Source organism: Actinomyces timonensis, from assembly GCF_040702965.1.
GTDB lineage: Bacteria > Actinomycetota > Actinomycetes > Actinomycetales > Actinomycetaceae > Actinomyces > Actinomyces timonensis_A.
The window spans coordinates 805252-823797 of record NZ_CP159989.1 but is presented as its reverse complement, the minus strand read 5'-3'; the positions used below and the strand labels follow the sequence as shown (position 1 = coordinate 823797).

At 71.8% G+C, this 18546-nt stretch carries 14 protein-coding genes and 1 pseudogene; 11 read left to right on the top strand and 4 right to left on the bottom strand.

The genetic code is table 11. The annotated features are described in order from the left end of the window. Positions 1–20 precede the first annotated feature (20 nt). A pseudogene (gene iolG, locus ABXS69_RS03600) lies at positions 21–1011 on the top strand (inositol 2-dehydrogenase). A gap of 116 nt (positions 1012–1127) precedes the next feature. Here iolG and ABXS69_RS03595 read toward each other — a convergent pair. Continuing rightward, positions 1128–2252: a LacI family DNA-binding transcriptional regulator gene (locus ABXS69_RS03595; RefSeq protein ID WP_366181203.1), complete on the bottom strand. Its 1125-nt coding sequence runs from the start codon at positions 2250–2252 to the stop codon at positions 1128–1130. 166 nt (positions 2253–2418) lie between these two features. Between ABXS69_RS03595 and ABXS69_RS03590 the strand changes: the two genes are divergently transcribed. From ABXS69_RS03590 to ABXS69_RS03545, 10 genes are all read left to right on the top strand, one after another. Beyond that, positions 2419–3417 carry a LacI family DNA-binding transcriptional regulator gene (locus ABXS69_RS03590; protein ID WP_366181202.1) on the top strand — a complete coding sequence of 333 codons (999 nt, stop codon included), beginning with the start codon at positions 2419–2421 and terminating at the stop codon, positions 3415–3417. Positions 3418–3663: 246 nt separating this feature from the next. Beyond that, complete coding sequence (locus tag ABXS69_RS03585; RefSeq protein ID WP_366181201.1) at positions 3664–4860, top strand: Gfo/Idh/MocA family oxidoreductase; 1197 nt, start codon at positions 3664–3666, stop codon at positions 4858–4860. A 141-nt stretch (positions 4861–5001) separates the two neighbouring features. Further along, entirely contained in the window at positions 5002–6666 is a 1665-nt protein-coding gene (locus tag ABXS69_RS03580) for an MFS transporter (protein ID WP_366181200.1), read from the top strand. Between the two features lie 144 nt (positions 6667–6810). Next, positions 6811–7737, top strand: a complete 927-nt coding sequence (gene iolE, locus ABXS69_RS03575; RefSeq protein ID WP_366181516.1) for a myo-inosose-2 dehydratase — start codon at positions 6811–6813, stop codon at positions 7735–7737. 178 nt (positions 7738–7915) lie between these two features. Further along, positions 7916–8926: a LacI family DNA-binding transcriptional regulator gene (locus ABXS69_RS03570; protein WP_366181199.1), complete on the top strand. Its 1011-nt coding sequence runs from the start codon at positions 7916–7918 to the stop codon at positions 8924–8926. A 195-nt stretch (positions 8927–9121) separates the two neighbouring features. After that, the gene (locus ABXS69_RS03565) at positions 9122–10324 is read left to right on the top strand and encodes a Gfo/Idh/MocA family oxidoreductase (protein ID WP_366181198.1); all 1203 of its coding nucleotides are present in this window, start codon (positions 9122–9124) and stop codon (positions 10322–10324) included. Positions 10325–10375: 51 nt separating this feature from the next. Next, the gene (locus tag ABXS69_RS03560) at positions 10376–11374 is read left to right on the top strand and encodes a sugar phosphate isomerase/epimerase (RefSeq protein WP_366181197.1); all 999 of its coding nucleotides are present in this window, start codon (positions 10376–10378) and stop codon (positions 11372–11374) included. Positions 11375–11447: 73 nt separating this feature from the next. Next, positions 11448–12314: a sulfite exporter TauE/SafE family protein gene (locus ABXS69_RS03555; protein ID WP_366181196.1), complete on the top strand. Its 867-nt coding sequence runs from the start codon at positions 11448–11450 to the stop codon at positions 12312–12314. Between the two features lie 176 nt (positions 12315–12490). Beyond that, complete coding sequence (pta, locus tag ABXS69_RS03550) at positions 12491–14545, top strand: phosphate acetyltransferase (RefSeq protein ID WP_366181195.1); 2055 nt, start codon at positions 12491–12493, stop codon at positions 14543–14545. A 45-nt stretch (positions 14546–14590) separates the two neighbouring features. Further along, positions 14591–15781, top strand: coding sequence for an acetate kinase (locus tag ABXS69_RS03545; RefSeq protein ID WP_366181194.1), 1191 nt, complete (start codon positions 14591–14593; stop codon positions 15779–15781). A 189-nt stretch (positions 15782–15970) separates the two neighbouring features. On the opposite strand, the gene ABXS69_RS03540 is transcribed toward ABXS69_RS03545, so the two are convergent. From ABXS69_RS03540 to ABXS69_RS03530, 3 genes are all read right to left on the bottom strand, one after another. Further along, the gene (locus ABXS69_RS03540; protein ID WP_366181193.1) at positions 15971–16573 is read right to left on the bottom strand and encodes a ribonuclease H; all 603 of its coding nucleotides are present in this window, start codon (positions 16571–16573) and stop codon (positions 15971–15973) included. 110 nt (positions 16574–16683) lie between these two features. Further along, positions 16684–16950, bottom strand: a complete 267-nt coding sequence (locus ABXS69_RS03535; protein ID WP_366181192.1) for an HPr family phosphocarrier protein — start codon at positions 16948–16950, stop codon at positions 16684–16686. A 76-nt stretch (positions 16951–17026) separates the two neighbouring features. Continuing rightward, positions 17027–18202 carry a GuaB3 family IMP dehydrogenase-related protein gene (locus ABXS69_RS03530; protein ID WP_366181191.1) on the bottom strand — a complete coding sequence of 392 codons (1176 nt, stop codon included), beginning with the start codon at positions 18200–18202 and terminating at the stop codon, positions 17027–17029. Positions 18203–18546: the final 344 nt, after the last annotated feature.

Sequence of the window (18546 nt, the reverse complement as noted above, 5' to 3'; positions counted from 1 at the left end):
GAACAACCTGAGGAGCAACGATGCTCAGAATCGCCGTCATCGGCGCCGGCCGCATCGGCCACGTCCACGCCAAGACCATCGCCGCCCACCCGCAGGCCGAGCTCGCCCTCGTCTGCGACCCCATGGGCACGGCCGCCGAGGACCTCGCCGGTCTCCACGGGGCCCGCTCGTGCAAGGAGGCCGAGGAGGTCTTCGCCGACCCGGACGTCGACGCCGTCGTCGTCGGCTCGCCCACCCCCCTGCACATCCCCCACCTCCTCGCGGCCGCCAAGGCCGGCAAGGCGGTCCTGTGCGAGAAGCCGATCGCCCTGGACATGAAGGACGTCGAGGCCGCCCGCGCCGAGCTCGATGCCGTGACGACCCCCGTCATGTTCGGCTTCAACCGCCGCTTCGACCCCTCCTTCGCCGCGGTCCACGCGGCCGTGGCCGACGGCCGCATCGGCGCCCTGGAGCAGCTGACCATCATCAGCCGCGACCCCGCCGCCCCGCCGGTGGAGTACATCAAGGTCTCTGGCGGCATCTTCCGCGACATGACGATCCACGACTTCGACATGGCCCGCTTCTTCCTGGGCGACATCGTCGAGGTCCACGCCGTGGGCCAGAACTTCGACGAGGACATCAAGGCCGCCGGCGACTTCGACGCCGCCGTCGTCACCCTCAAGTCCGCCTCCGGCGCGGTGGCCACGATCATCAACAACCGCCACTGCGCCTCCGGCTATGACCAGCGCCTGGAGGCCTCGGGCCGCGACGGCGCCCTGTTCGCCGAGAACATCCGCGCCACCACGGTCCGCCTGTCCAACGCGACGGTGACCGACGCCCAGGAGCCGTACCTCGACTTCTTCCTGGAGCGCTACGCCGACGCCTACCGCCTGGAGCTTCTCCGCCTTCATCGAGGCCGTCGAGGCCGGTACGACGCCGCCCACGAGCATCGACGACGCGATCAAGGCCCTGCGACTGGCGGAGGCCGCCACGGCCTCCGCCAAGAGCGGCCAGCCCGTGCTCCTCGACTGAGCCGCCGCGCTCCCGCTCAGGCGGGGCATCCCAGCGGGCGCCGTCGCCTCCCGCGTCCTCGCGGGCGACGGCGCCCGTCGCACGTCATCACCGGGGCGCGCCCGCCGGGGCCGGGCTCAGCGCGGGGCCCGGGCGGGATGAGCGGCCGGGGCCGCCTGGCTGGTCCCCCGCATGACGAGCCTGGGCATCACCGAGTACAGGAGCCCTCCCTCGGGGCGCTCCTGGACGACGACGCCGTCGGGCATCGCCGGGGGCGCCACCGCCGGGGCTCCCGCGCCGCGACCCCCCGCTCCCCCGCCCTGGTCGCGCACCTCCATGCGCGCGACCAGGGCCCGCACGGCGACCTCGGCCAGGAGCAGCGCGTCCTGCTCGATGGTGGTCACGGAGAAGGCCGTCAGCCCGGTGGCGGGAATGCCGTCATAGCCGGTGACCGCGACATCCTCCGGCACGCGGACCCCGCACCGGCGCAGCTCCATGAGGGCCCCGATCGCCTGGTGGTCGTTGAAGCACAGGATCGCGTCGGGCAGGGCGCGGGCGTCGAGGATGACGCGCACGGCCCTCGTGCCTGACTCCTCGTCGGAGCCGCCTTCGAGCACGCGTGCCCCGTCGCCCAGGCCGTGCTCGGCCGTGGCCGCGAGGAACGTGGCGCGGCGCATGGGGGCGGAGCTCGCCCCTCCGCCGTCGACATGGGTGATCCGACGGCGCCCGGTGAGCACGAGATGGTCGACGAGCGCGGTGATGCCCACATCGTCGCGAGAGCGCACGAGGTCGGCGTTCGGCAGTCCCGACTCCCGGCACACCATGACCACCGGCACGCGCGCGGCGGCGTCGGCGACGATGTCGTGCCCCACCCAGGGATCGACGAGGATGAGCCCCTCACAGCGCTCGGTGAGCAGGGAGCGCAGCCCCTCGGCCTCGTCGCGGTGCGGGGTCGAGGCCGCCAGCACGAGGGAGCGCCCGTGCTGGGAGCAGCTGCGGTAGAGGCCGTCGATGATGCCGCCCTGGAAGGCCTGGTTGATGTCGAAGCTGGCGCCGATGAGGCCCGTGCGCCGCTGCCGCAGGAGGCGCGCCCGGGGGTCGGCGTTGTAGCCGAGCTCAGCGGCCACGGCCAGGATCTCCTCGCGGGTCGCGGGGGCGACGCCGGCCGCGCCGTTGAGCGCGGCGGAGACGGTGGAGATCGAGCGCCCGCAGCGCGCTGCCACCGTGGAGATCGTGACCCGTCCGTCACGGCCTGTGGTCATAGGGCTCTGTCCTCCTCGAGGGTCGCTGGCCGGCTCGCCCCTGGCGGGGTCGCCCGATCGTATCCTGGCCCCGTGAGGAGGCCCGGGACCCGTTCCGGGCCGATCGATCATCCGTCGAGGCGTGGCCCCGGGGCGGGGCGGCGCGGACCGCTGGGGGGGGGACGATATGGCGATTGCCGACGGCGCGCCGCGGGAGCACGCGACCCAGTCCGACGTGGCGCGGGCGGCCGGCGTGTCCCGGGGGCTCGTCTCGCTGGCCCTCAAGGGCGGCGGGCGGATGTCCAAGCGCACCCGTGAGCGGATCCTCCAGGCGGCCCGGGACCTCGACTACCAGCCCAACGGCGCGGCGGCGCAGCTGGCCGCGCGCCGCTCCAGCCGCCTCGTCATCGTGCTGCCCTACCTGGACAACCCCTTCTTCGACATCCTGGTGCGCCATATCCGCCGGGAGGCGGCGCGGGTGGGCCACAGCCTGGTGGTGCTCGTCTCCGATCTCGAGGCGCACCTGGAGGGGAGCACGATCGCCGACGCCCTGCGGATGCGCCCCGCCGGCCTCATCCTCCCCGGCACGCGCATGGGGGCCGAGGCCCTGGAGCGGCTGGGGGGCCGCCTGCCGGTGTGCCTGCTGGACCGCGCCCTGCCCGGGCACGTCGTGGCGACGGCCCATATGGACGAGACGAGCGCGGCCGACCAGGTCATGGAGCACCTCGCGGGTCTCGGCACCAGGCATATCGCCTACCTCACCCCCGCGCGGATCCTGCATGAGCGGCTCGTCGACGCTCGCGGTCTCGCCTGCCGCGCGGCCGCCCACGCGCGCGGGATGTCCTTCTCCTCGGCCTCCTGCGCGGGCGGCGCGCCGCCAGCCCTGGACGCGGCTCTCACCGGCGCCGCGGGGCCCGCGGCGATCGTGGCCTACAACGACCTGCTGGCCATCGACGTCGCCGCGGCCCTGTACCAGCGGGGCGCGCGCCTCCCGCTGGCCAGCTATGACAACACGCGCTTGGCCTCGCGCCCGGAGTTCTCCCTGACGAGCGTCGACCAGGACCCTGCGGCACTGGCGAGGGCGGCGGTGGGGATGGTCACCGGCGCGGGGCCGGCCCCCCGCGTCGCCACGATCGCCCCGAGCCTCGTCATCCGGGCGTCGACGACGCCGGCGGCACCGGCCTGAGCGGCGCCCCTCGCGCGCGGCCCCGCGGCTCATCGACTCCCTCTCGCGCGGACCCGCGACGGGGCCGGGAACAGCCCCGAACCGGTCTCGTCGCTGTTTTCGACCGGTCTCGGCGGGAGGGGGAGGAATTCCTTGCGGAGCCGCCGAGCTTCCTGCTATTGTCAGGACAACGCCGTGATGACGCGCGTTACCATCATCACTCCAGCACTTCTATGACAGAGACGTCGGAAGGAAGAAGGAAGTCGGATGAGTACGAAGAAACCCTTGGGAATCGGCGTGATCTCCCTAGGATGGATGGGGCGGCTCCACGCGCGCTCCTACCGGTCCCTGCCCGAGCACTTCCCTGAGCTCGGCATCGCCCCCCGCCTCGTCGCCGCGGCGGACCCCCTCAAGGAGGCCCGCGCGGCGGCCGTCGAGGACCTCGGGTTCGAGCGCGCCTACGCCGACTACCGCGAGCTGCTGGCCGACCCGGACGTCGAGGCCGTGTCCATCTGCTCCCCCAACTTCCTGCATCACGAGATCTCCATGGCCGCCATCGAGGCGGGGAAGCCCTTCTGGATCGAGAAGCCCATGGGGGTCAGCGCCCAGCAGTCCAAGGAGATCGCCCAGGCGGCCGAGGCCGCCGGCCTCGTGAGCGCCGTCGGCTTCAACTACCGCCACACCCCCGCGATCGAGTACATGCGCCACCTGGTGCGCTCGGGCGAGCTGGGCCGCATCACCAACGTGCGCGTGTGGTTCATCGCCGACTACAACTCCTCCCCCATGGGCCCGCTGACCTGGCGGGCCTCGCGGGAGAAGGCGGGCGCCGGGGTCGTCCCCGACCTCATGAGCCACGGGGCGGACCTCGCCCAGTACGTCGTCGGGCGGATCGCATCGGTCTCGGCGGCCACCGGCACCTTCATCACCGAGCGCCCCATCCCCACGAAGATGGGCATCGGCCACTCCGGCTTCGAGATCGGCGATGAGGTCGGCCCCGTGGAGAACGAGGACTACGTCGCCATGCTCGTGCGCTTCGACGACGGCGCCATCGGCACGATGGAGTCCTCCCGCGTCAGCGTGGGACCGCGCGCCGAGTACGTCGTCGAGGTCTACGGCACGCGGGGATCGGCCCGCTGGAACTTCGAGCGGCTCAACGAGCTCGAGGTCTGCGTGGGCGTCGACGGCGGCCCCACCCACGGCTACACCCGGGCCATGGCGAACCCCGCGTGGGGCCAGTGGCACCGCTACCAGCCCGCCATCGGCACCTCCATGGGCTTCGACGACATGAAGTCGATCGAGGCCGCCCAGTTCATCGAGTCCGTCACCACGGGCGCCCAGATCGCCCCCTCGGCGGCGGACGCCTGGTGCGCGGCGGAGGTCGATGAGGCCGTCGTCGCCTCCGCCGCCGACGGCCAGTGGCACGAGGTGGCGCGAGTCGACGGCGCGACGACCTTCGACCGCTGAGACGCGCCCCCAGTCCCCCGGCGGCCCTCCGCCGGCGGCTCCCCGGCCCCCGGCACCGTTGCCGGGCCGGGGGACACCCGGGCGATCCCGCCCATATCTCGATTCCCCGGCGCCCCCGCCGACCACCCAAGGAAGCCATTCATGAGTCAGACCAGCAGCGGCCTCTCCCTGAGGGGCATCACCAAGGACCAAATACGCCAGGCGGTGGCCGAGACGCCGCCGTCGGGCAAGCACCGCGGCATCGGCGCCGTGGCGGCCGTCGCCACCCTCGGCTCCCTCCTCTTCGGCTACGACACCGGCGTCATCTCCGGGGCGCTGCCCTACATGTACATGCCCCATGACGCCGCCGGTCTCCAGCTCACCAGCGGCCAGGAGGGCGCGATCGGCGGCACGCTGCTCATCGGCGCGGCCCTCGGCGCGCTCTTCGGCGGGCGCCTGTCCGACCGCTACGGGCGCCGCCACAACATCACGATCCTGGCCATCGTCTTCCTCCTGGGGGCGCTCGGCACGGCCACCGCGCCCAGCATCTGGCTGATGTACGTCGCCCGCTTCATCCTGGGGCTGGCCGTCGGCGGCGCCTCCGCCACCGTGCCGGTCTACCTGGCCGAGACCGCGCCCAAGCGCATCCGCGGCTCCATCGTCGCCATCGACCAGCTCATGATCGTCACCGGCCAGCTCCTCGCCTTCGCCATGAACGCCGCCATCAGCGCCGCCAGCGGCGGCCCGAGGATCACCGTCGAGGCGGACCCCTCGGGCTCTGGGCTGGTCAGCCTCGGCGAGCAGTCCTTCGACAACCTCGCCCACCTCCAGGCCTCCCAGGGCGGGCCGCTGTCATCGGCCGAGTACCACGAGTTCCTCAACCAGCTCGTCATCTCCCACGGCAATGGCGAGACCTGGCGCTACATGCTCGTCCTGTGCTCCATCCCGGCCGTCGCGCTGTGGATCGGCATCCGCCTCATGCCCGAGTCCTCCCGCTGGTACGTGGCCAAGGAGCGCCTCTACGACGCCATCGGCGCCCTCAAGCGGGTGCGCGACGAGGCCAAGGACGGCCCCCTGGAGGACGAGCTCATGGAGATCGCCGAGGCCCGCCAGCACGAGCTGGAGATCCAGTCCAAGCGCCTCGGGCTCGGCTACGTGTGGAGCACCCCCTGGCTGCGCAAGCTCATGCTCGTCGGCATCTTCCTGGCGATCGTCAACCAGACCACGGGCGTCAACACGGTCATGTACTACGCGCCCAAGGTCCTGGAGTACGCCGGCATGTCCTCCTCCTCGGCGATCATCGCCCAGGTGGCCAACGGCGTCATGAGCGTCATCGGCTCGGCGATCGGCATCTGGCTCATCATGCGCTTCCGCCGCCGCCAGATCCTCATCGCCGATGTCACCGGCGTCGGCGTCTGCCTGCTGGGCATCGCCGCCACCTTCACCCTGTTCATCGCCCCGCACATGGACAACGGCACGCGCCCGCCGTCCTGGGCGGCCTTCCTCATCCTGGGCCTGATGTCCGTGTTCATGCTCATCGTCCAGTCCTCCAACGGGACCGTCGTGTGGACGATGCTCGGCGAGATCTTCCCCGCCAACGTCCGCGGCATCATGAACGGCACCGCCGTGTTCTGCATGTGGATCGCCAACGCGATCATCACCTGGACCTTCCCGCGCATGATGGAGACCCTGGGCGGCGGGATCACCTACACGATCTACGGCGTGCTCAACCTCGTCATCGCCCTCATCCTGCTCAAGATGATGCCGGAGACCTCCGGCAAGTCCCTGGAGCAGATCGAGCACGAGATGGAGGAGCGCTACTCCTGACGGCCCCACGGCCGCCAGAATGCCCCGCAATCGTCCTGACAAATCGGCACGCCCGCCGCGGCGGGCTCGCGAGGAGGGCCTCGTGAGCCCGCCCGGGCGCCACCGACGGCGCCCGGGAGCACCACCCAGCGAAAAGGAGCAATGATGTCCTTCACCCTCGACCCCACCACCGCCATCACCGACCCCCACGGCATCACCTGGGGCATGCACCCCATCACCTGGCGCAATGACGACATCCCCGAGGTCGGCGCCTTCAACACCCTGGAGGACATGCTCCTCGACCTGGCCGACACCGGCTACCGGGGCACCGAGTGCGCCGGCTTCTTCCCGCCCAAGGAGGAGGTCAAGGCCGCGGCCGAGGCCCGGGGGATCAAGATCGTCGCCCAGTGGTTCTCCTCCTTCATCGTGCGCGACGGCGTCGAGGCCGTCATCCCGGATTTCGAGGCCACCTGCTCCTACCTGGAGTACCTGGGCGCCACCCGCGTGGTGGTCTCCGAGCAGACCGGCTCGGTGCAGGGCAAGCGCGACGTCTGCATCTTCACCAACAAGCCCACCTTGACCGACGAGGAGTGGGGCGTCCTGGCGGACGGCCTCAACCGCTTGGGGGACATCGCGCACGCCCACGGCCTGGAGCTCGTCTACCACCACCACCTGGGCACGGTCGTCCAGACCAAGGCCGAGACGATCCGCCTCATGGAGGCCACCGACCCGGCCAGGGTCTCCCTCCTGTTCGACACCGGGCACGCCTACGTGGGCGACGGCGACGTCATGGGGCTGCTCGAGGCCTGCATCGACCGCGTCAAGCACGTCCACTTCAAGGACGTGCGCCCCGAGAAGATGGCCGAGTCCAAGGCCGCCGACCGCTCCTTCCTCGACTCCTTCCTGGCCGGGATGTTCACCGTGCCCGGGGACGGCACGATCGACTTCACCGAGCCCTACCGCTTCCTCGTGGACCACGGCTACGACGGCTGGATCCTCGTCGAGGCCGAGCAGGACCCGGCCATCGCCAACCCGCTGGAGTACGCCCGCAAGGCGCGCGCCTACATCGAAGGCACGCTGCTGAAGGCGTGATCCCACCCCGGGGCCGCGCCAAAGGCCCCCGGGGCCAGCACCCGCGCCGATCGCGTCGGCCGCGGTCCCTGACGGCGCCCCCATCCGGACAGCGGATGGGGGCGCCGTCGTCCCCGTGGAGCCCGCCCCACGACCCCGGATAGACTGCTACCGCACGCAGTCGCCAGTCAGGAGCCGCATGAGCCCGCACGCCGCCACGCAGAGCGATATCGCGCTCGCCGCGGGCGTCTCCCGCTCGCTGGTCTCCCTGGCCCTCGCCGGATCGCCGAAGGTGGCCCGCCACACGCGCGAGCGCATCGAGGAGGTCGCCCGGGACATGGGCTACCGCGTCAACGTGGCCGCCTCCTCGCTGGCGCGGCAGAGCTCGTCGATCATCGGGCTGGTGCTGCCCAACCTGCGCAACGCCTTCTTCGAGCGCATGGCCAGGTGCCTCAACGAGGCGACCTCCCAGCGAGGCATGACGCTGTTCGTCACCGTTGGCTCGGAGGACCCCGTGGCGCTCCACCGGGCGATCGACTCCCTCCTGGGCGTGCGGGTGGCGGGGATCGCGATGGTCTCGCCGTGGCTGCCCGCCCAGGACGTGGTGGCCGTGGGCGAGGAGGTCGCCACCTGCGTCATCGGGCGACGGAGCCCCGGCGGCAGGATCGACGCGGTGCACATCGATGAGCGGGCGGCGGCCGGGCTCGTCGTGGCTCACCTGCGCGAGCGAGGGGCATCGTCGCTCGTCTACGTGCGCCCCGGGACGGGCGACGGGGCCTCCCGCCTCGAGCGGGAGATCGCCCTGGCCGACGCCGCGCGGGAGGCGGGACTGCCGCTGGCCGTCCACTGCTGCGCCGACGAGGCGGGGCCCATCGTGCGGGCCGCCGAGAGCGCGCACCCCGAGCCACTGGGCCTGGTCATGCACAACGACGTCCTGGCGATCGACGCCGTTGCCGCCCTGCGCGCCGCGCGGCGCGGCCAGGACTCCCCCGTGCTCATCGCCTCCTACGACAACACCTACCTCGCCCAGCGCGAGGAGTTCTCGCTGACGAGCGTCAACCAGCCCGAGCCCGTCATGGCGGCACGGGCCATCGAGTTCCTCTGCCAGCGGGCGGGACTGGGGGCCCAGGGCCCCCTGGCCGACGACGAGCCGGCGCGCAGCGTCGTCCTGGCCCCCACTCTCGCGATCCGCTCCTCCTCGGCGCGATAGCGGCGCGGCGGGAGCGCCGCCCGGCGACACCGAACCCCATGTCAGGACAAAAGATCAGACCTCCGGCCGGGCCCTTGACACCGAATGACGCCGGTGAAAGCATCTCCCATACCGATTCACGCGCGTGAATCACGGGGGTCCCGCACCAGCGGGCCCCCATCCGCATCCGTCAATGAGGACAGGAAGGCCAACCCCATGAGCGCACCACCCGCCCCGCTGTCCGTCGCCGTCATCGGCGCGGGCATGGCCGGCACCACCCACGCCAACGCGTGGCGCCAAGTCGGCACCGTCTACGACCTCGGCCTGCCCAAGGTCCGCCTGGCCGCCATCGCCGACGCCTACGGACCCTTCGCCGTCGACGCCGCCGAGCGCTACGGCTACGAGAAGGCCGTCACCGACTGGCGCGACATCGCCGATGACCCCAGTATCGACATCGTGTCCATCGTGGTGGGCAACGCCGCGCACCGCGAGATCGCCGAGGCCCTCATCAAGGCCGGCAAGCACGTCCTGTGCGAGAAGCCGCTCGCGGACACCCTCGACAGCGCCAAGGCGATGGCCGAGGCCGAGCGGAGTGCCGGCGTCGTCACCGCCGTGGGCTTCACCTACCGGCGCAACGCCGCCGTCGCCGAGCTCGCCAAGCTCGTCGACAGCGGGCACCTCGGCGAGATCAACCACTTCGACGGCCGCTACTGGTGCGACTACGGCGCCGACCCCGCCACGCCCATGGCCTGGCGCTACAAGGGCCCCATGGGCTCGGGCGCCCTGGGCGACGTCGGGAGCCACCTCATCGACACCGCCGAGGTCATCTGCGGGCCGCTGGTCAGCGTCGCCGGCGCGGCCATGACGACCTCGATCAAGCGGCGCCCCGTCGCCAGCGGCCACGTCACCCGCGGCACGGCCCTGGACACCGCCGACGCCGTCTACGAGGACGTGGAGAACGACGACGTCGCCACCTTCACCGCGCGCTTCGCGGGCGGCGCGGTGGGCACCTTCTCCTGCTCGCGCGTGGCATGGGGGCTGCCCAACTCCCTCATGGTGGACGTCCTGGGCTCCAAGGGCCGAGCCTCCTGGGACCTCGCCCGCTGCGGCGAGATCAAGATCGACGACACCAACTCCCCCGCGGGCCTGGGCGGGGCGCGACGGGTCCTGGTCAACCCGGACTTCCCCTACTTCGCCCGCGGGTCCTCGATGGCCTTCGGCGGGGTGGGCCTGACCCAGATCGAGCAGTTCACCTACCAGGCCCACGCCTTCCTCCAGCAGGTCGCCGGCGTCACCGGCGAGGGCGCCCTGCCGCCCTGCGCGACCTTCGCCGACGGCTACCGCGAGATGCTCATCGCCGACGCCATCGCCCGCTCCGCCGCCAACGGCGGCGCCGAGGTGGACGTCTCGGCCTTCTGAGCCCCGCCCGCCCCCTCCCGCCCACCTCTTGATCGAAGGAGATCACCCACCATGGCACTCAATTACGGCGCCTACACCGCCTGCCTGTCCGACCGCCCCCTGACCGCCGCCCTCGACGTCCTCAAGGAGGCGGGGCTCACCGGCGCGGAGGTCAACGTCGGGGGCTTCATCCCCTCGCCCCACTGCCCCGTGGACGCCCTGCTCGCCTCGAAGGCCGCGCGGGAGGACTACCTCGGGATATTCACCGAGCGCGGCATGAGGCTCTCGGGCCTCAACACATCCGGCAACCCCACCTCACCGCTGCCCAATGAGGGTCTCAAGCACGCCGAGGACATCCGCAACGCCATCCGCCTGGCCGGGGCGCTGGGCGTGAGGGAGATCGTCACGATGTCCGGCACGCCGGGCACCGACCCCACCGCCAAGTACCCCACCTGGGTGGTCAACCCCTGGAACGGCATCGACATGGAGATCCTGGACTACCAGTGGGGCGTCGTCGTGCCCTTCTTCAAGGAGATCGACGCCCTGGCCCGGGACAACGACGTGCAGGTCTGCCTGGAGCTCCACCCGCGCAACCTCGTGTTCAACGTGCCCTCCTTCGAGAGGCTCGTCGAGGAGACCGGCGCCACCAACATCAAGGTGAACATGGACCCCTCGCACCTCTTCTGGCAGCAGATGGACCCCATCGCGGCGACCAAGCGCCTGGGCGGGCTCGTCGGGCACGTCCACGCCAAGGACACCAGGATCTTCCCCGGCGCCGCCTACCGCGGCGTGCTCGACACCGACTTCGGCCACGTCGCCGCCGACGCCGAGGGCAGGGTCCCGGTGGCGTACGGCTACTGGTGCAACGCCTGGCCCCAGGACCCGGCCTGGCGCTTCGTCGCCTTCGGCCTGGGCCACGACGCCGACTACTGGGCCGAATTCCTGCGCGCCATCGAGCAAGTCGACCCGGAGATGAACGTCAACATCGAGCATGAGGACGCCGAGTACGGCAACGTGGAGGGCCTCAGGCTCTCCGCCACGAACCTCCTGGCGGCCGCCGCCAAGCTCTGACGCGCCGCGACCAGGGCGTAGTGTTCCGCTAGATCCCCTCATCGACACCTTCTCACCCGACGGCGGGCCAGTCATGCACGCATCCCTCCTCACACGAGCGCTCGTGGCCGCGCCCGCCGTCGGCCCCCTCCCCGACGTCGTCACCACGGGGCCGGCGGCGGCCTGGACCCTGCTCATCGTCAGCGCCCTGCTCGTGGGCCTGTCCAAGACCGCCCTGCCCGGCGTCACCACGATCGCCGTGGCCATGCTCGCCCAGGTGCTCCCCGCCAAGGAGTCCACCGGCGTCATGCTCCTCCTGCTCCTGAGCGGGGACCTGCCCGCTATCTGGGCCTACCGCCGTGACGCCGACGCCGTCATGCTCAAGCGGCTCCTGCCGGCCGTCGCCTGCGGCGTGCTGATCGGCGCCCTCTTCCTGCGCGCGGCCTCCGACGACCTCATGCGCCGCGTCATCGGCTGGCTGCTGATCGTCCTCATCGTCATCACCCTCGCGCAGCGCGGACGCGGTCGGCGCCGAGGCGGTCCCGCGGCTCGGGCCGCGAGCGGGGGAGCCCCATCGAGCGGCACGGGCTCGGACTCCCGGGCCGGCTCCTCGCCCGTCGCCCGCATGGTCCACGGGGCGCTCGCGGGCTTCTCCACGATGGTCGCCAACGCCGGCGGGCCCGTCACGAGCCTGTACTTCCTGGCGTGCCGCTACCCGGTCAAGGCCTTCCTGGGGACGACCGCCTGGTTCTTCTTCCTGGTCAACCTCACGAAGCTCCCCTTCAGCATCGCCCTGGGGATCATCCACGCGGACGCCCTGGCGCTCGTGGCGATCCTCATCCCGGCGGTCCTCGTGGGAGCGCTGGCCGGCAGGCTCCTGGCCGACCGCATGCCGCAGCGCGTCTTCGACCCCGTCGTCATGGTCCTCACCATCGTCGCGGCCCTCCCCCTCGTCGCCTGACCGCCTCCCGGCCCGGGCCCCTCCGGAGCCGCCTGTGGGTGTTCCCACAGGCGCTGGGGCGCGCGCTTGGAGGGCCTTGGTCGCCCTCGGGCGCGGAGAGGGGCACAATCGGTCATGAGCGCCGGCCGCCTCCCGGCGCCGCCGCTCGACGTCGAGATGAGAGAAGGACCAACACCGTGGCGCGCAGCATCTACATCGCATCCCCCAGCGCAGGAACCGGCAAGTCGACCGTGGCCCTCGGCCTGGTCACCGTGCTCGCCAAGGTCGTCGCCAAGGTCGGCGTCTTCCGCCCCTTCGTGAACTCACGCGCCGAGCACCCCTTCCTCGACCTCCTCCTGGCCAACTCCGGCTCCTCGCTGCCCGCCGAGCAGTGCCTCGGCGTCACCTGGGACGAGTTCCACGCCGACCCCGAGGAGGCGCTGCCCCGGATCGTCGACGCCTACCGCGCCGTCGCCCGCGAGCACGACGTCGTCATCATCGACGGCTCCGACTTCACCGACGTCGAGGGCAACCCGGAGCTGTCCTTCAACGCGCGCGTCGCTGCCAATATCGGCGCCCCCATGCTCCTGGTGGTCTCCGGCGCCGGGGCCCCAGAGGATGTCCGGGCCAGCGTCGAGGTCTCCATGGCGGAGATCTCCGACAACCTCGGGCGCACCGCCGCCGTCCTGGCCAACCGCTGCCCCGAGGCCTCCCGCCAGGCGATCGCCGAGGCCCTGGCCGGCATCGGGGGCGTCACCGCCTCCACCCTCCCCGAGGTGCCCCTCCTGTCCGCCCCGTCGGTCGGGGAGGTCCTGGGCGCGGTGGAGGGCACCCTCATCTCCGGGGACCCCGCCCTGCTGGAGCGCGAGGCGGAGTCCGTCCTCATCGGCGCCATGGACATCTCCCACCTCCTGGACCACCTCAAGGAGGGCCAGCTCGTCATCGTGCCGGCCGACCGCTCGGCCGTGCTCATCTCCCTGGCGGCCGCCCAGGCCTCCTCCACCTTCCCCACGCTGTCGGGCCTCGTGCTCAACGGCGGCTTCGACGTCGCCCCGCACGCCCTGGACATCGTCAAGGGCCTCGGGCTGACCCTGCCGATCATCGCCTCGCCCATGGACACCTACGCCGCCGCCTCAGCGGCCGGCTCGGTCAAGGGCTACCTGGCCAACGCCTCGAAGCACAAGCTGGACGTCGCCATCACCGCCTTCGAGCAGGAGGCGGACATCGCCTCCCTCATGGCGGCCCTCGAGGTCGAGCCCTCCGACGTCGTCACCCCCATCATGTTCCAGGCCGAGCTCGTGGAGCACGCCAAGGCCCGCACCACGACGATCGTCCTGCCCGAGCCCGACGACGACCGCGTCCTGGAGGCCGCCGACGCCATCCTGCGCCGGGGCATCGCCGCCATCGTCCTGCTCGGCGAGGAGACCACGGTCCGCTCGCGCGCCGCCGAGCTCGGCCTGAACATCTCCGCGGCGCGAGTCGTCTCGCCCTCGGACCCCGAGCTGCTGGAGAAGTACGCCGCCGAGTTCGCCCGCCTGCGCGCCAAGAAGGGCGTCACCCTGGAGCAGGCCCGGGAGAAGGTGCAGGACGTCTCCTACTTCGGCACGATGATGGTCCACATGGGGGACGCCGACGGCATGGTCTCCGGCGCCGCCCACACCACCGCCCACACGATCGTCCCCTCCTTCCAGATCATCAAGACCAAGCCGGGGACCTCCATCGTCTCCTCGGTCTTCCTCATGCTCCTGGAGGACCGCGTCCTCGTCTACGGCGACTGCGCCGTCAACCCCGAGCCCACCGCCGAGCAGCTCGCCGACATCGCCATCTCCAGCGCTCAGACCGCCCGCCAGTTCGGCATTGAGCCGCGCGTGGCGATGCTGTCCTTCTCCACCGGGACCTCCGGCCAGGGCGCGGACGTGGACAAGGTCCGCGAGGCCACCGAGCTGGTGCGCGCCAAGGCGCCCGAGCTCGCCGTGGAGGGCCCCATCCAGTACGACGCCGCCATCGACCCGACGGTCGCGGCGAAGAAGGCCCCTGGTTCGGCGGTGGCCGGCAAGGCCACGGTCTTCATCTTCCCGGACCTGTCCAGCGGCAACATCGGCTACAAGGCCGTGCAGCGCTCATCGGGCGCCGTCGCCGTCGGCCCGGTCCTCCAGGGTCTCAACAAGCCCGTCAACGACCTGTCCCGCGGGGCGCTGGTCGAGGACATCGTCAACACCGTGGCCATCACCGCGGTCCAGGCCCAGGGCTGACCGGCCCGTCGCGGTCTCCCCTCCCCCTCCCCACGAAAGGCAGATATGACCACCCGAACCGTCCTCGTCATCAACTCCGGCTCCTCCTCCATCAAGTACCAGCTCATCGACCCGGACTCCGGGGCATCCCTGGCCTCCGGCCTCGTCGAGCGCATCGGCGAGCCCGAGGGCGCCATCAAGCACAAGCACGGCGAGGAGGTCACCGAGCTGACCGAGCCCGTGGCCGATCATGGCGCCGGCCTGACCGAGGTGCTGCGCCTCTTCAACGAGAAGGGTCCCACGCTCGCCGAGGCGAACATCGTGGCCGTGGGCCACCGCGTCGTCCAGGGCGGCAAGTACTTCTCCGGCCCGGCGCTCATCGACGACGACGTCGTGGCCACCATCGAGAGGCTCGTGCCGCTCGGCCCCCTGCACAACCCCGCCCACCTCAAGGGCATCGAGGTGGGCCGCGAGCTCCTCTCCGATGTCCCGCACGTCGCCGTCTTCGACACCGCGTTCTTCCAGGACCTGCCCGAGGAGGCCGCCCGCTACGCCCTCAACCGGGAGGTCGCCGACGCCTACGAGATCCGCCGCTACGGCGCCCACGGCACCTCCCACCAGTACGTCTCCGGCGTCGTCGCCGACATGCTGGGCCGCGACGACCTCAAGCAGGTGGTCCTCCACCTGGGCAACGGAGCCTCCGCCTCCGCCGTCGTGGCCGGACGCGCCAAGGACACCTCCATGGGACTGACCCCGCTGGAGGGCCTCGTCATGGGCGGGCGCACCGGTGACATCGATCCCGCCGCCGTCTTCCACCTGGCCCGTGTGGCCGGCAAGAGCGTGGACGAGATCGATCGCCTCTTCAACCGCGAGTCAGGAATGAAGGGCCTGGCCGGGGACAACGACATGCGCGCCGTCAGGGCCCGCATCAACGCCGGGGAGTCCCAGGCCCGCGAGGCCATGGACATCTACCTGCACCGCCTGGTCAAGTACGTCGGCGCCTACACCGCCGTCATGGGCGGCCTCGACGCCCTCACCTTCACGGCGGGCATCGGCGAGAACGACGCCATTCTTCGCGCCGAGCTCTGTGAGCGCCTCGCCTACATGGGAGTCAGGATCGACGGCGAGGCGAATGCCCTCCGCTCGGCTGAGGCGCGTATCATCTCGACTCCGGAATCCACTGTCACCGTACTCGTGGTTCCCACCAACGAGGAGCTCGCCATCGCGCGCCAAGCGATGACCCTGGTTCGAGGCTGATCTGAGGCGTCCTCCGGCGCTGGCGACAGCGGCTCCTCGAACGGGCCCGGCCGCAGCACCCCGCTGCGGCCGGGCCCGCTGGTTCCTCCCAGGAGCCCGGGGCGCATACGACCGCGCGGGATCCCCCGCACGAGGGCCGTCGGGCACCGGGGCACGCCCGGGGCGGATCGGCCTGAGGGCCGGGGCCCCTCAGAAGAGCGTGCCGCGCTCGGCGCGCAAGCGGGCGCGTCGGGCGGCAGTGGCGCCGGGCACCACGGTGGACGTCTCGGTGGGTGCTGCAGGGGCGCCGGGTGCGCTGGCCGGCCGCGCGGTCGAGCCGGCGCCGGGCCAGCCCGGCCCACTGGGAACCGCGCAGCCCCGCTGGTAGGCGGTGGCGGCGGCGCGGGCGCGGGTATCGGCGGCCTCATTCATGGGATGGCCCACGTGCCCCCGTACCCACTCGAAGCGCACCCGCCGGCCGGCCAGGGCCTCGTCGAGGGCGCGCATGAGGTCCTCGTTGAGGACCGGCTTGCCGTCGGCCTTGCGCCAGCCGCGCCTCTTCCAGCCGTGGCGCCACTTGGTCAGGGAGTTGATGACGTACTGGGAGTCCGCCTGGATGAGGAGGTCCTCGCCCGCCAGCCCGGCGGCGGCGGTCGCCCGCAGGAGCTCGAGGACGGCGGTGAGCTCGCCCCGGTTGTTCGTGGACTCGGGCCAGCCACCGGCGGCCCAGCAGTCGTCGCTCACGTACCACGCCCAGCCGGCGGGTCCGGGGTTGCCAAGGGCCGAGCCGTCCGCGGCGGCGATGATCGTCATGGCGCACACCCTACCGGGGCGATGACGGTTCCCCGGAGGGGCGCCCCAAGCCTGTGGGGCGCCCCTCCGCCTCGGGAGGGGCGCCCCACAGGCGCGAGACGCGCGAAGCCTCAGGCGTCGAGGTCGGTCTCGAGCAGGGCCTTGAGGTCGGCCAGGGCGGAGTCGGCGCCGTCGGCGTCCGAGGCCAGGGTGACGACGTCGCCGAAACCGGCGCCAAGGGTCATCACGCCGAGGATGGAGGAGGCGTCGACCGGCGCACCGCCCTCCTTGGCGATGGTGACGGGGACGCCCGTCTCGGCGACGGCCTTGACGAAGGTGGCGGCGGGACGGGCGTGAAGACCGACCTTGGAGGCGATGGTGGCGGTGACCTGAGCCATAGTTGTGCTCCTTAGGATGAGGGACAGGCGCGCGGGCGCAGCGTCCTGATGGTGTGCAGCGATCCCGCTGAACGTGTCACAGCCTATCCGTTTTGCTTCTCCGCGGCATGTCGCGCGTGGGATCAGTCACGGATGGCATGTAGGGGGCGACGACGATCTGGGCCCGCTGGAGCTCCTTGACGTCGCCGTAGCCGGTGGTGGCCAGGGTGCGGCGCAGGGCGCCCATAATGTTGAGCGTGCCATCAGCGCGGTCCGAGGGGCCGTTGAGGATCTCCTCCAGGGTCCCCACGGTGCCCACATGCGTGCGGTAGCCGCGCGGGAGCCGGTCGTGGTAGGCCTCCGAGCCCCAGTGGTAGCCGCCGCCCGGCGCCTCGGCCGCCCGGGCGAGCGCCGCTCCGAGCATGACGGCATCGGCCCCGCAGGCGATGGCCTTGACGACGTCACCGGAGTTGCCCACCGAGCCGTCGGCGATGACGTGCACGTAGCGGCCGGCCGACTCGTCGAGGAAGTCGCGGCGTGCGGCGGCGACGTCGGCGACGGCCGTGGCCATGGGCATGTGGCGGCCGAGGACCTGGCGGATGGACGAGGACGCCCCGCCGCCCTGCCCCACGAGGACCCCGGCGGCCCCGGTGCGCATGAGGTGGAGGGCCGCGGTGTAGGTGGTCACCCCGCCGACGACGACGGGCACGTCGAGCTCGTAGATGAAGCGCTTGAGGTTCAGGGGCTCGACCGTGCCAGAGACGTGCTCGGCGGAGACGGCGGCGCCGCGGATGACGAAGAGGTCGACGCCGGCGTCAACGACGGTGCGCCAGTGCCGCTGCGTCTGGGCGGGGCTGAGCCGACCGGCGACGACGACGCCAGCGTGACGGACCTGGGTGAGGCGGGCGGTGATGAGCTCGGGGCGGATCGGGGCGCGGTAGACCTCCTGCATGACGCGCGTGGCCTCACCGGGACCGGCCTGGTGGATGCGGGCGTAGGCCTCTGAAGGGTCCTCGTAGCGGGTCCACAGGCCCTCGAGGTCGAGCACGCCGACGCCGCCGAGCCGGCCGACAAGGACGGCGGTCTCGGGGCTCATGACGGAGTCCATAGGGGCGGCCATGATGGGAAGGTCGAGGTGGTAGGCGTCGAGCTGCCAACCGACACGCACGTCCTGGGTGTCGCGGGTGCGCCGGGCGGGCACGAGCGCGATGTCGTCGAAGGAGTAGGCCCGGCGGGCGCGCTTGGAACGCCCGATCTCGATCTCACCGCTCATGGGCTGATGGTAGCGGCGGGACGGCAGCGGCGGGCACTGGGTGGTTGGGGCAGCAGCGGCAGGCGCATCGAGCGAGGTCGACGTGGCCTTCCCGGGCGCACCTCTCCCCCACTTCGGAACGTGGTCCGTATCGCGGGAAAGCTGTCCATTCCGCGCGGAGCTGGTCCGTACCCGGCGCCAGCCGCGTCACCAGCATGGCCACACGCGCTGCTGGAGTCTGACTACTACCACCCCGCGCGCACGCCAGATAGCCGACCAGCCCACCACTGGACAAGGTCTCTGCGCCCCACCACCCCCGCACGTCGGGCAGGCATTCACGTCCGAGGGTAGTGGCACACTCGGTG

What these genes read in the sequence shown, in the direction of transcription:
- ABXS69_RS03595 (WP_366181203.1), bottom strand. Translation starts at nt 2,252, where the DNA reads ATGACCACAGGCCGTGACGGACGGGTCACGATCTCCACGGTGGCAGCG.
- ABXS69_RS03590 (WP_366181202.1), top strand. Translation starts at nt 2,419, where the DNA reads ATGGCGATTGCCGACGGCGCGCCGCGGGAGCACGCGACCCAGTCCGAC.
- ABXS69_RS03585 (WP_366181201.1), top strand. Translation starts at nt 3,664, where the DNA reads ATGAGTACGAAGAAACCCTTGGGAATCGGCGTGATCTCCCTAGGATGG.
- ABXS69_RS03580 (WP_366181200.1), top strand. Translation starts at nt 5,002, where the DNA reads ATGAGTCAGACCAGCAGCGGCCTCTCCCTGAGGGGCATCACCAAGGAC.
- iolE (WP_366181516.1), top strand. Translation starts at nt 6,811, where the DNA reads ATGTCCTTCACCCTCGACCCCACCACCGCCATCACCGACCCCCACGGC.
- ABXS69_RS03570 (WP_366181199.1), top strand. Translation starts at nt 7,916, where the DNA reads ATGAGCCCGCACGCCGCCACGCAGAGCGATATCGCGCTCGCCGCGGGC.
- ABXS69_RS03565 (WP_366181198.1), top strand. Translation starts at nt 9,122, where the DNA reads ATGAGCGCACCACCCGCCCCGCTGTCCGTCGCCGTCATCGGCGCGGGC.
- ABXS69_RS03560 (WP_366181197.1), top strand. Translation starts at nt 10,376, where the DNA reads ATGGCACTCAATTACGGCGCCTACACCGCCTGCCTGTCCGACCGCCCC.
- ABXS69_RS03555 (WP_366181196.1), top strand. Translation starts at nt 11,448, where the DNA reads ATGCACGCATCCCTCCTCACACGAGCGCTCGTGGCCGCGCCCGCCGTC.
- ABXS69_RS03545 (WP_366181194.1), top strand. Translation starts at nt 14,591, where the DNA reads ATGACCACCCGAACCGTCCTCGTCATCAACTCCGGCTCCTCCTCCATC.
- ABXS69_RS03540 (WP_366181193.1), bottom strand. Translation starts at nt 16,573, where the DNA reads ATGACGATCATCGCCGCCGCGGACGGCTCGGCCCTTGGCAACCCCGGA.
- ABXS69_RS03535 (WP_366181192.1), bottom strand. Translation starts at nt 16,950, where the DNA reads ATGGCTCAGGTCACCGCCACCATCGCCTCCAAGGTCGGTCTTCACGCC.
- ABXS69_RS03530 (WP_366181191.1), bottom strand. Translation starts at nt 18,202, where the DNA reads ATGAGCGGTGAGATCGAGATCGGGCGTTCCAAGCGCGCCCGCCGGGCC.